Here is a 12,766-nt window from a genome sequence, read left to right on the forward strand (position 1 = left end):
AGCATGTTTAACGGACTGGCCTTCACGCTCAACGAAGATGTCTGGTGCCTGCCCTCGCAGGAAGGGCTGATCATCGGATCGGGCGACCGTGTCACCAAGCTGATGCGCTGCAATCCGAAGGTTTTCGACGTGGTCAGGAGCATACGCGCCGCCCTTGCCGGCGGTCCCGCCGCACTTGAGCGTATTGCCGGCGCGCAGAAGGCCGCCGTCCCCAACGGCGTGCTGGAGGATATCCTCGGCAGGCTCCTGGAATGCGGCGTCATCAGCATCGACCCCCCGGCATCAAAGCCGACCGGCCGGCAAGAAACCGCCCTGTCCGTTGCGGTCTTCACCGATGAAACGCTGAAACCGTTTCTTGAACGGGCGTTCGAGGGAGCCGGTCAGGACGGACTGGACTGGGCATGCACATGGTTCGACTGCGCCGACAGCGCCGAGGTGTCGGGGCAATCGCTGTCAGAGGTCACGGTAGCCGTCGGCTGTGCCTCGAACACACTGGCGCGGATCAAACATTTTCCCGGCCTGAACACAGCCTGCCTTCAGGCCGGACGCCCCCTGCTGCTGACATATTGCGACGGGGAAAAGGCACTGGTCGGCCCGTTCGTGTTTCCCGGAGAATCAGCCTGTTACCGCTGCATGGAAATCCGCGAACAGGCAAACACGCCCACGCCCCGTCACCACCAGTTGGTTCGCTCCCGCATTGAAGAGATCAACGTTCGGTCTTCTCCTCGGCCATCGCGCGCCTGCATGGAAGACGCGGCGTCAATGCTGGTCAATGAGCTATCCTCCTTCGCGACCAGGCGGCGCGTGCCGGCAAGCTACAAGGCGGTGGTGGAGCGCCGGGCCAGCACGCTCTCGTCCGTGTCCCGGCCGCTGCTGCGCATGCCCCTTTGCGACGCCTGCGGGAATTTTGTCACCCGGCCGCGCGTGGCCGCATGGGCGGTGTGAGGCGCGCGATGATGGACAGCCCCCTCAACACCCGGCCGGAAGAGCGCGATACCGCGCCGGCGCTTGCCTATTTCAGCGATCCGGATCGTTTGCGTATCTACGACCGGTTCCAGTCCATTTTCCTGGCGCCGGGACGGCTGGCCTATATGGAACTGGCGCTCGCCAAGTTCGACCGACCGCCCGCGAGCGTGCTTGAGATCGGCTGCGGTCGCGGCGATCTGCTGCTGCTGCTGGCCGACCGCTTTCCCGACGCGCGGCTGACCGGCATCGATACCAGCCGGGACATGACGGAGGCCGCCGCCGACCGGCTCGGCGGCAGGGCGGAAATCCTGCATACGGACGTGGAGGGCCTGGGCGCCGACATACCGGAAATCGACCTGGTCCTCGGATACTCGACCTTCCGGTTCTGGCGCGCACCCGCCCGCGAGCTGAAGCGTCTGGAGACACGATTGCGCCCCGGCGGGCTCGGCTATCTGACGGATCTGAGACGCGATATCGACCCGGACTTGCTGAAACAATTGACGCAGAAGGTGTCCGATACGTCCTTCCAGGCGCTGTTCCTGGCACAGGTCCGTTCCGCTTATTCGGCGGCCGAGGCGAGGGCCATTTTCGCCGACGCCGGCATCGGCGCGGGCGGCGTGAAGCTGGGCGGGTTCGGAGGCGCAGAGGTGCTGAGCCGGGCATCGTTTGATCTCATCCAACGGCACGAGCCGCTGTCAAAGGCCGTCTTCGCGCTGCGCAATCAGGGCTTCGGCATATCGAAGGCCATGGACACGATGATGCATATTTATCTTTACGGCAAACCGGCCGACGGGCCCCGGAACAGCCGGTGACGCGATGCTGAACAAAGTAAGAGAACGGCTTCTGTATGTCGACGACGGCGACCTGCGGGACCAGCCGTCGCAGATCTATCACGAGAATTCGAAGGTCGGCCGTGCTTTCGCGACCTTCACCCGCGATGAGACACAAACGGAACGCATGATCGCGGATCTGCTGTCGAGCGTGCAGGGAAATCGCGGGCGGTATCCCTACTGCCCGTCGGTGCCGCTTGCCGAACGGACGGAAGGGAACGGCATATCGCTGCGTTGCGCGCTTGCGGCGCGCCGGTCGCACCGGCAGGTGAGGGACCGTCCCCTTTCCTTCGAAGCGTTTTCATCCATGTTGCGCGGGGCGACGGAGGTCACCGGCAAGGCCGACATCACGCGGACCGTGTCGGTACCGGCTCGATCCTATCCGTCGGCGGGCGGACTGTATCCCATCCAGGTCTATGCGGTGGTCCGGACCGTCACCGGTCTTGAAAGCGGATGCTATTATCTGGATGCGGACAGCGGGCATCTGCATCGGCTTGGCGACACGCCGTCCGGCGACAGCATGGTGGGCACTTTCCTCGGCGACGCAAATGCCGGCGTGGCGCCCGCCATCATCGTCCTGACCGCCGTTCTGAACCGCAGCACGATCAAGTATGGCGAACGGGCATATCGCTACTGCCAGATCGAAGCGGGGCATCTGGGGCAGAATATCCTGCTGACGGCGCTCGCTCACGACATCGGCGCCTACCCGGTGGGCGGCTTTGTGGAAAGCGATATTGAAGACATGCTTGGCGTGGACGGCGTTGAGGAGATCGCGGTCCATTCGATCCTGCTCAGCGACACGTCGACCGACTGACGGCATGGGAAAACAGAAAGGCAACGGAACGATCATGCACGACCGGTTCGACTTCAGGCAAAGCAGTGACTGCATCATGTCAGCCATGACAAACATCATGCGTTACAATGGCTTCGACCTGCCCGATGCGCTGATTTACGGCCTGGGGGAGGGCTATTTCTTCTGGTATGCGGATCTGGCACCCGATGAATCGCCGCCCGTGCTGATCGGCAAGAATGTTTTTCTCGAACACCGGCTGTTTGAAAACATCGGGGCGTCGCTGACGGTGCATGAACCGGTGTCGCCCCCGGAAATAGAGGCATCCTACGCGCACATCACCGCCGGGACCCCGACCGTCATCAAGGCGGACCCGTATTATTTCACCTATATAGACTGGCCGGGCGGTGACGCCCTGCATTTCGGCGAGCATGTCCTGATCGTCGTTTCCATCGAGGGGCAAACAGCCTATCTGGCGGATGTCTTTGAAGACGGTATCGTCGCCGTACCGCTGACGGAACTGAGAGCCGCGCGCGGGTCCGTCCATGGCATGGAGGCCATGCACCCGCGGCACCGATGGTACCAGGTTACATACCCCGACACTCTCGGCGATCCGAGAAAGGCGGTTCACGGGGCGCTCGATAACATGCTGCGTCATATGTTCGACAGTGAAGGCGACTTCGGCCTGGCCGGCATCGAACGCGCCGCCGGTCTCTACACCGACCGTCTTCGCCAGTATCTTGATACCGATCTCGGCCAGTTTGCGGGGGCGTGCCAGGCCGGCGGCGGGCGCATGCTGGAAGGTCACTGCGGTGCCTTCAATCGCGGCATGTTCGAGAGGTTCATGGTGCTGGCGGCGCACATGCTGGACAAGCCCGCCTTGTCCAATCCGGTTCTTGAGTCGCAGGCGCTACGGTCCTGGCAAACACTTGGCGACCTGATCATGCAGAAATCGGAAACGGCATTGCGGGCCCCGGACGCACCGGACCTGGGGGATTTCGATGCAATCGACGAGGCGTTCGCCGAGGCTGTGGAAAATGAGAAAGCATTGTGCCGATCAATCGATCACGCATTGGCGGCATAGTCAACCCGACGATGCGCGCCATTTCAACGCGGCTCGGCGTTGCGGCACGTCCGGTATCGTTGCGTATTGCCGGCGGAGCGTTTTACGCGCGGACGAAAATCAACTGGCCGCCCGACCCGGCGGTGATAACCCTGTCCGAGGAATCCCTGAACGACCGGCCGGTTCTGGCACACGAACTGACTCACTGCCTTGTGCCGACCCGTTCGCTGTTCCTGGCGGAAGGCTTTGCAACCCTGATCGGCGCGGAATTTCGCGGCGACTGTTCGGATTTTTTTTTCGACTGCACGGATGTCGACGACGCCGTCAGGGCATATCGCCCCCAGTTGCCGCCATTGCGTGAGATGGCGGCGGAAACCCCGGACTCGCGCTTCTACTTTGACGTGGCGCGGTCCCATATGCTGGATGTGCGCCTGGCTTATGTGGCGGCCGCGTCCTTTGTCCGCTGGTGGATGACGCAAACCCCGGATCTGGCCAGCAGGGTCGCCGACAAGGACTGTGCGCCGGCGCCCGTACTGATGGATACTGTTTTCAAGCAGCCGGTGGGAAAGATTGAAGACCGATGGCTTTCCAGCCTGGCACGACCGGCCGGCGCGGGGATGCCATGTTGAGAGGCAAAGCAACGACTTCATGTACGGGATGGCGCACCGCGCATGCGAGAGCGTCCCGTCATGTCGAACCGACAGAGACAGCCGGTCCGGCATGACGGGACGTATCGATCATACGGAGGATTTCGGTCCGTGCCTCACGGACACCAGACTTGGTCTCATTTCCCGGCTGGCGGAACGCCGCACGCTCTGCCCGATATCCATCGTCAGGGAATACGCCTCAAGAATCCGTTCTCCCCTGTTCCCCATGGCCCAACGCCAGGAGAACGGCGGCAGAGGCCACCTGCCCGGAGAAGCATATCAATGCGCCGTTGGCGAGGCGGTCGAGCGATACGCTCTTTCGATTTGCGATCCCGACACGCTGGTCAAGGCCACGGTCGGGGCGCTGAAAACCGATGCCTGGCCTGTCGAGAATTTTACGTTTTTTCTGGATGCGCAATATGATGAGCCCGGCTTTCCGTTTCAAAAACCGACCGACAAGGACACGCTGCAATGGGTCGAGGGATATGATGTCACGACCGATAGACCGGTTTTCATCCCCGCGTCCCTGGTCTATGTGCCCTATCGCCGTCACACGGATGAACCGGCGCTAAGCTATCAGATGTCACCGGGAACCGGGTGCCACACCAGTTGGGCAAAGGCCGCGACAAACGCGATCCTGGAACTGATCGAACGCGACGCCTTCACCATTCTTTGGGAAGCGGGTGCCGCCTTTCCCAAAGCCGATCCGAGCCCGGCATTGCGCGACATGCTGGCTTTTCTGCCAGACTATATCGAGCATGGTGTTTATGACATCACGACCGACGTCGGCGTTCCAACCGCGCTGGTCACGCTCAGTTGGCGGCACATGGACACCGTGGCCGAAAATGCCGGACGCAGCGCCATGAACACAATGGGCCTGACCTACGGTATCGCCTGCAAGAAAACGCCCGGCGATGCCCAGGCAAGCGCCTTCCGCGAGGCGATAACCTCATGGATATCCGCGGTTGTCGTGGCACAAGCGGAACGGATGCCGAAGGACGCCCTTTACCGGCACATCGTGGAACACCCCGACTATCGCTGGCATATGCTGTGGTCCGCCCTAGGGTATGCGAGCGAAGACATGTCCTTCCTCGATCAGGCAACCGCGCAATCGGCGGCACCCCCGGACACGATGAGGCCCCTTGGCGACCTGCTGCGGCGCAGCGGTATGCAGGTTGTTCTCGTCGATATCACACCGCCGGACATTGCCGACCTGGGTCTTTTCGTCGCGCGGGCCGTTTCCTGCTCGCTGGTGAGGCCATCCCTTGGCCGGCATGGCCGCCACCTGGGCAACGGCCGGTTCGTCAGCGTTCCCCGGAAACTGTCTCTGCCACATCTGTATCAAACGCGCGAGAGCATCCATGAGCACTATCGCCCGGAACCATGAGCTTGACTGGCTTATTGACCGGACGGTTTCGGCCTGCGCCGAAGCCGGCATAGATATCGAGCGTCACAGTCTGCGCAGCAGTTTCGGCGGGACGATGCCGTATCATTCATGTTTGTGCTGGGCCAGCACACCGGACGGGAGAGCGGTCGATCCTACACCGGCGCCGAACGGCTGCGGCTTCGACAATGATCTGCATCAGGCCAGGATCGGCGGCCTTGCCGAAGCGCTGGAGCGGTACTGCCTGACGGATATCAGGCACACAAGCCCCTTGCTGGCCGCCGAGAACAGCCGGGGCGTGCCATATCTGAGAGAAGAGGACTGGCCGACATACGCACCGTGGCAGCTTCAGGATCCGGGTTTTCCGCACCGGCCATACAGTCGGGATGCGGTCAAGAGCTGGGCCCTCGCCGAGGGCCTGAACGGCCCGCCCCTGCTGGTACCGGCCAGTCTGATCTGGCAGGGGCGCATGGAGGATCGTTTCATGCCGATTGTCTCCAGCGGCACGGCCTGCCATTCCGATATGGAAAACCTGTTGCTGACGGCACTGTTCGAGGTCGTGGAACGGGACGGCTTCATGATTGCCTGGTCAAGCCGGACGCGTCCGCCCGGCATCGCGGCGGATGCCGCATGGCTGCATGAAGACACCCGAGAGATCGACCGGTTCTGCAATCGCACAGGGCTTTCGCTGATGCTGCGGGATCTCACCACCGATCTTGGCATCCCCACCGTGCTTGCCATGATCCGGGATATGGCGGGACGGCGGCCGGCCCTTTGCATCGGCGCGGCATGCCGCGCGTCGCTCCGCGAGGCGGCGCTGAAAGCTGCCAAGGAAGCATATCAATGCTGGGCGTGGATGGCCGACGAGCATTTGCGTCTGAAAGACAGCTTTGAACAGACCTATGCGCGCCTGAGAGCAAAACTGGAGATGCCGCTACACCCGTTGCTGTTCGGATATCCGGAGGCGGTGGCGTTCGCGGCGCCACTCCTGGATGATCCCCCCTTCTGGCGCGACACCGATATGGCGATCGGCAGTAACGGAAACGACATGGAACCGGCGAAGACTTTGCACAACTGCCTGGCCATACTGGAGGATCGGGGATTCTCGGCCTACAGGGTTCAGCTTTCCCCGCCGACGCTACAGGCCGGGGGCCTCAGCGTGATGAGAGTCATCGTGCCTGGGCTGGTTCCCCTTGCCATCGGAGACCGCGCCTTTTGCCTGGGCCATCCAAGGATCTGGGATGTGCCCGCCCGGTGCGGCTGGGCAACGGATAACAAGGGGACGGGGAACGGGCGGCATGAACGTTATCCGCCGCCGCACCCATTTCCGTAAAAAGGGGGCCATTCCATGCTCTCGTTTTCAGAACTGCCCGCCGACTGGACCGTAGCGCTGCGTTTGAGGAACGATCTGTCCGTCATCGTACAGGACACCGGCTTTGTACAGATCGCCTCCGTCCAGGAGAGTGTCAGAATCGGCCCTCTGCCGCCGCCGCTGATTCAGCTGATAGAGCTGTTGCGCTCGCGAACCCTGAACATCGCGGTTGCCGCCTCCCCTGAAACCCTGGGAGAAACGTTGCAAAAGCATGGCCTTCGGATGGAGTGCGGCCTCCTCGGCCAGCTTCCGCGCTTCATCAGCCAGCTCGCCATGCAGGGGGCTCTTTGGGCGACATTTAAGACCGGTGACGGCGCCGCGATCGAAATCGTGCCTCTGGCTTTCGGGCGCATGCCCGATACCGGGCAGACGGATCCTCTGTGCCTTCGTAAAGATAGTTTCCTGCGCGCCGAGGGGGGCCTGATGATACTGGAAGCCCCTGACGGCTACGCCAGAATCCGATCAAATCATCCGATACTGGCGCAAGTATTCGCCCGCTTCGCGGTGGCGGATAAACGGGATACAGCGGCAAAAGAACCGACATGCGCCGCCGACAAGATACCCGCGTCCGACGACGATGCCGTCCCCGCCCTCTTGAACATTCTGAGACGGACGGGTTTTCTGGTATCCGCCACCGCCAAAACGGCAGCACAGGCCGAGGATGGCGCCCACCGGTGGGAGTTTCACGACCGGCTGTTCCACATGCGCAGCCGCGCAGGGTTCCATGACGCCATGGTCGGCCCGTCCTTCCGCTTTGCCAAATCGGAACAGCCTTTGCCATTATACAAGCCCATCGACGGCAGGTCCTTCGACGCTGACATACACATCCCGCTTGAACCGTGCGACGCCCTTTGTCAGGCGCCGTATCCACTGCAAAAAGCGTTCAGCGAGCGAGCGTCACGGCGGGTTTTCGCGGACAAACCGGTCAGCGTGGACCGACTGTCGGCACTGCTGTATCTGAGCTGCCGCGTCAGACGGGAACATGGCAAGGGGGACGACGCCAAGAGCTACGAGACGAGCAACCGCCCCAGCCCAAGCGGCGGCGGGTGTCATTCGCTTGAAGTGTATCTGCTGGTTCGGCGCTGCGACGGCCTGGATCCGGGCGTTTATCACTACGATCCGAAAAATCACGCCCTAAACGGTGTGAACGCGCCGCACAGAGTGTGGCAAATCATGCTGACACAGACAAAATACCTGAATGGCAGCGGACGGCTTCCGGATGTGCTTATGGTCATTTCGTCCCGCTTCGGGCGCGTCAACTGGAAATACCAGTCCATGAGTTATGCCACTGTTCTCAAGGATGCAGGCGCACTGGTTCAGACCCTTTATCTGAACTGTGAACAGCTTCGTCTGTCCGGCACGGCGCTGGGCACAGGTAATATTTATCATTTCCAACAGCTGCTGGGCATTCCGATCACCGAGGAATCCTCGGTGATGGAATTCATTGTAGGAAACCGGCAGGATTAACGGCAACGCCGTCGTCGGACGCCAATACCGTGGCTCGGCGAGGATGTCGGATGCAATGGATGAAGGACTTTCTCCTGTACCGGCGTCACATCAATCGGGCTCACGGACAGGACCGCGATAATCATGCTGATCGGCCTGTTCCTGGACGAATCGCGTCCGTGGCTCGACAGGGCCGCTGTACAAAAGCCGCGGCACGGCCCCCTCGTCGGATCAGGTTGGGTGTTCAAGGCATAATGGGGGCCTTGGGGCTCCCCCTGCCCTGGCGGATTCCATGGCAAATATTCCACACCGGCTCGGCAAGACCACGGTGCGACGCGAAAGGCGCCGGCAAAAGGTCGCACATAACTTTTGGTAGAATTGACGCAACCCGAAAAGCAGTTAAGAACTTGGCAAGTCTTTTGTTCTAAAAAAGCCCATTGCCTTGTCGCAAGACTGTCCTAGTTCTTATTATGGGCAGTTATTGCAAGGGCAGTCTCACCATACACGGAATGGGGGTATAAATTGCCGCGCCTGTCCAACAGTGCTTCCCGGTCCGATCCATCCCGGACAGGCGAAATGCCGAAACGCTGCAGTATGGACCTGGGCGAGGTGACTTCCTTGTCGCCGGCCGACCTGCGGGCCATTCCCGCCTTCCGGTCCGTGATTGCCTATTTTGACGCCAAGACCGGCGGTACACGCCTGCCGTCCCGCGCCGACATCGTGCCGGCGGACCTGAAACCCCACCTGCCGAAAATCTTCATATGGGACATGGATACGGACGCCGATGGCACGGTGCGCGACATCCGCATCCGTCTGCTCGGAACCGAGGTCGCCTATTTTTACGGCGAGTCAACCGGTGTCAGTTTTCTGGACTATCCCGAGCCCGGCGTGGCCGAGCGCGCCTTTGCCGTCGCCCGCCGGATGATGGAAGCCCCAGCCGTCATGGGATACCGCGTGCGCGGCATCACCACGGAAAAACGCCATGTGGCGCTGTATGTCTGCTATGTGCCGCTCAGCACCGACGGCTTTCATGTCAATCAGGTTTTCGGCTGCATCCACTGCGATACCCCGGCCTGAAACCAAATCCGTCATACCCTGCCCCTTCCAGTCTTCCAGTCTTTCAGTCTTCCGGCAGTCTTCCGGCAGTCTTCCGGTTTGCGTGTCCAAGCCCTGCCACCCGGCTCTGCTCACGGTCTGGTGGTAACCGTTGCAGCAAATCATGGACTTGGCGCCGGACAATGCTATTTTTAAAGACATAGCATATAAATTACGGAGCATCGGCAGTGGGGCGGGTTCATGAATGAAATGATCCCCAGCAAGATTTTACTGGGTGCGACGCTGGACACCATTATCGCCATCGACAGCGATGGCACCATTCTGTACGTCAACGCCGCCATGACCAATCTCCTCGGCTGGGGGGAAAACGCCCTTCTCGGCCGCAATGTGTCCATGCTGATGAATGCGGGCGACAGCGACCGCCATGATTCCTATATCCGCCGGTATCTGCAAACGCGCGAGCCACAGATAATCGGTATCGGACGGGAGGTTATGGCCCGGCACAGGGACGGCACGCTGATCCCGGTCGGGCTGACCATCGCCGAATTCACCTTCAAGGAGGGCACCTATTTCGTCGGGACCCTGCGGGATCTGCGCGACCGGCGGCGGATCGAACGCCAGCTGGCCGAAATGAAGCGCCACGACCCGCTGACCGGCCTGTTCAACCGGCAGGCGTTCGTGCGCGAGGCCCGGCTTGTCCTGTCCGGATCGGACCGGGACGGCATCCGTAACTGCTGCCTCCTGGCGCTGGATTTCGTCAAGTTCTCCATCCTGAACAACCGGCTGGGCCTGCGCACCGGTGACCAGACCCTGAAAAGCCTGATGATCCGGCTGGAAAAAACATGCCCGCCGCGCAGCATCATCGGCCGCATGTATTCGGATCAGTTCGCCGTTCTGCTCTATGACCGCCCTTATGAGGAATGCCTTGAGATCGCCTGCGAGATCAGCGCCAACCTGTCCAAGCCCTTCGACACCGGCCAGACAGTGGACCCGGTCCGGACCCGCATCGCCGTCACCCGGATCAGCCGGCAGGACACCGATGTGGAAGAAACCTTCGCGGCGCTGGAAAAACTGAAGAAGACCCGCATTCCGGACGGCGGCCTGATCGAATTTTCCGATACCGCCCGCGACGACCTTCACCGCCTGATCAATCTGGAAAACGATATCGCCCGCGCGCTGGACAATGGTGAGATCACCTCCTACGGGCAGCCGATCGTCGGCTCGCGGGACCGCCGGGTGCGGGCCATCGAATTGCTGGCCCGCTGGCGGCACCCCGCCCATGGCACCATCGCGCCGGACCAGTTCATCGCCATGATCGAACGCCAGGCGCTGGGTCTGACCCTGGTGCGCAAACAGATCGCGGACGCGGCGCGCCTGCTGGCCGACATGGGCCGGGTCACAGCCCTGAAGACGGATACGGGCAGTGAAACGGATGGTCGCCCTGATTCCGGAACCGGCCCTGTCACAGAGACGAGCACAGAGACCGGCACGGATAGTGATCTGGACGACGGGCTGAAGATTTTCGTCAATTGCGGCGCCAGGGTGCTGTTGCAGGGCGATTTCACCGCCATGCTGCAGGACCTCCTGACCGAATTCCCCTATCTGACCGGCAGGCTGGGCATTGAACTGACCGAACAGGAATCCATGCATCATTCGGAACTGGGCGCCGGCATCATGGCCGACCTGAACGATATGGGCGTGGCGGTCGCCATCGACGATTTCGGCACGGGCTATTCCAGCCTGGCCTATCTGCTGCAACTCAACCCGGAAAAGATCAAGATCGACCGCTCGTTCGTCTCCAACATGCTGGACGACTGGAAATCGCTGGCGCTGTGCGAAAGCATTGCCGGCATCGCCCGCGCCATGAAACTGGACGTGGTGGCCGAAGGGGTCGAAACCGAAGGCCAGGCCGCCAAATTGCAGGCGCTCGGGGTGAAATATCTGCAAGGGTATCTGTTTTCAAAGCCCCTGCCGCTTGACGGTCTGGCGGACCTGCTGCGGTCCGGCGGCCGGTTTCCGGTCCGCCGTCGGAACGCCCGGACAAAGGCCGCGGAATAACCCGCCTCTCCACTGGACGCCTCCACTGGACACCTCCCTGGGCCGCATGTCCTGTGCCAGCCGGGCCGGCCGTATCCCACCGGCATGGGCGCGGCCAACACGCATTTGTCAACACACCGCCGTTCGCGCCGCACGGTTTGATGCTATGCTCGCCCCATCCCCGAGGGGCGCACGCCGGCGTCTTCCGGGACAGATACACCCGGGACAGGCACACAAGACCAGGAGGACCCATCATGACACTGGATCTGGACACACCGGAAGGCGGGCGGCCGCTGGCCGCGCCCGTGACGCGACGCGGATTTGCCGCCCTTGTCGGCGCCGCCGGGTTTGCCGCGGCGGTCGGCCCGGCCGCCGCCAGCGCCATCAAAACGGACGAAGCGGGACTGGTGACGGAGGCAGCACGGATCCCCGTCGGCGACACCGACCTGCCCGCCTATATCGCCCGCCCCGACGGCGCCGGCCCGTTCCCGGTCGTGCTGGTGGTGCATGAGATTTTCGGCGTGCATGAATATATCCGCGACACCGCGCGCCGGTTCGCCAAAGAGGGTTATTTCGCCCTGGTGGTGGACCTGTACGCCCGCGCCGGAGACCCCTCGGCCATGACCGACTGGGACGAAATCGGCCGGATCGTGCGCACCGCCACGCACACCCAGGTGATGCGCGACCTCAGCCGGTCGGTGGACTGGCTGGCGGAGACACGGCCGGATGCGGACACCGGCGCCCTCGCCGTGACCGGATTTTGCTGGGGCGGGGCGGTGACCTGGATGTTTTCCGCCCATGACCCGCGCGTCAAGGCCGGCGCCGCATGGTACGGACGGTTGGTGGACCCAGGTCCGGGCCGGTTTTCCGCCGGCATGCAGCGCCCGTGGCCGGTCGATGTGGCGGACCGGCTGAACGGCCCGGTCCTCGGCCTGTATGGCGGGCAGGACCGGGGCATCCCCGTCACTGACGTGGAGACGATGCGCACCGCCCTGAAAAAGGCCGGCGGCCCGTCGAGCATCGTCCTGTATGACGACGCCCCGCACGGCTTCCATGCGGACTACCGCGCATCCTACCGGGAACAGGCGGCACAGAATGCGTGGTCCCGGGCCCTGGCCTGGTTCCGCCAATACGGCGTCGGTTGACAGAGGCGGTTGACGGGGACGGCTGACAGG

Annotated in this window: 11 protein-coding genes; all 11 read left to right on the forward strand. The window is 62.3% G+C overall.

Features of this window, described 5'->3' with window-relative positions; all coding sequences use genetic code 11:
• Nucleotides 1-3: 3 nt before the first annotated feature.
• On the forward strand, nt 4-945 hold the full coding sequence (locus tag BXY39_RS02145; RefSeq protein WP_121937182.1) for a TOMM precursor leader peptide-binding protein: 942 nt from the start codon (nt 4-6) through the stop codon (nt 943-945).
• Between the two features lie 8 nt (nt 946-953).
• Nucleotides 954-1,778 carry a class I SAM-dependent methyltransferase gene (locus BXY39_RS02150; RefSeq protein WP_170163559.1) on the forward strand — a complete coding sequence of 275 codons (825 nt, stop codon included), beginning with the start codon at nt 954-956 and terminating at the stop codon, nt 1,776-1,778.
• A 4-nt stretch (nt 1,779-1,782) separates the two neighbouring features.
• Nucleotides 1,783-2,610 carry a SagB/ThcOx family dehydrogenase gene (locus BXY39_RS02155; RefSeq protein WP_121937184.1) on the forward strand — a complete coding sequence of 276 codons (828 nt, stop codon included), beginning with the start codon at nt 1,783-1,785 and terminating at the stop codon, nt 2,608-2,610.
• A gap of 4 nt (nt 2,611-2,614) precedes the next feature.
• Nucleotides 2,615-3,670: a BtrH N-terminal domain-containing protein gene (locus BXY39_RS02160; RefSeq protein WP_121937185.1), complete on the forward strand. Its 1,056-nt coding sequence runs from the start codon at nt 2,615-2,617 to the stop codon at nt 3,668-3,670.
• On the forward strand, nt 3,637-4,278 hold the full coding sequence (locus BXY39_RS02165) for a hypothetical protein (protein ID WP_147453438.1): 642 nt from the start codon (nt 3,637-3,639) through the stop codon (nt 4,276-4,278). Before BXY39_RS02160 ends, BXY39_RS02165 begins: the two co-directional genes overlap by 34 nt.
• A gap of 91 nt (nt 4,279-4,369) precedes the next feature.
• Nucleotides 4,370-5,683 carry a YcaO-like family protein gene (locus BXY39_RS02170; RefSeq protein ID WP_170163560.1) on the forward strand — a complete coding sequence of 438 codons (1,314 nt, stop codon included), beginning with the start codon at nt 4,370-4,372 and terminating at the stop codon, nt 5,681-5,683.
• The gene (locus BXY39_RS02175; RefSeq protein ID WP_170163561.1) at nt 5,658-7,013 is read left to right on the forward strand and encodes a YcaO-like family protein; all 1,356 of its coding nucleotides are present in this window, start codon (nt 5,658-5,660) and stop codon (nt 7,011-7,013) included. The genes BXY39_RS02170 and BXY39_RS02175 overlap by 26 nt, the downstream gene beginning before the upstream one ends.
• A gap of 15 nt (nt 7,014-7,028) precedes the next feature.
• Nucleotides 7,029-8,519: a SagB family peptide dehydrogenase gene (locus BXY39_RS02180; RefSeq protein WP_121937188.1), complete on the forward strand. Its 1,491-nt coding sequence runs from the start codon at nt 7,029-7,031 to the stop codon at nt 8,517-8,519.
• 555 nt (nt 8,520-9,074) lie between these two features.
• On the forward strand, nt 9,075-9,575 hold the full coding sequence (locus tag BXY39_RS02185) for a PAS domain-containing protein (protein WP_121937189.1): 501 nt from the start codon (nt 9,075-9,077) through the stop codon (nt 9,573-9,575).
• Nucleotides 9,576-9,794: 219 nt separating this feature from the next.
• The gene (locus BXY39_RS02190; RefSeq protein WP_121937190.1) at nt 9,795-11,612 is read left to right on the forward strand and encodes a putative bifunctional diguanylate cyclase/phosphodiesterase; all 1,818 of its coding nucleotides are present in this window, start codon (nt 9,795-9,797) and stop codon (nt 11,610-11,612) included.
• 233 nt (nt 11,613-11,845) lie between these two features.
• A complete protein-coding gene (locus BXY39_RS02195; RefSeq protein WP_121937191.1) occupies nt 11,846-12,736 on the forward strand; it encodes a dienelactone hydrolase family protein in 891 nt (296 codons plus the stop codon).
• Nucleotides 12,737-12,766 lie beyond the last annotated feature (30 nt).

The organism is Eilatimonas milleporae (assembly GCF_003688555.1).
Lineage (GTDB): Bacteria > Pseudomonadota > Alphaproteobacteria > Sphingomonadales > Kordiimonadaceae > Eilatimonas > Eilatimonas milleporae.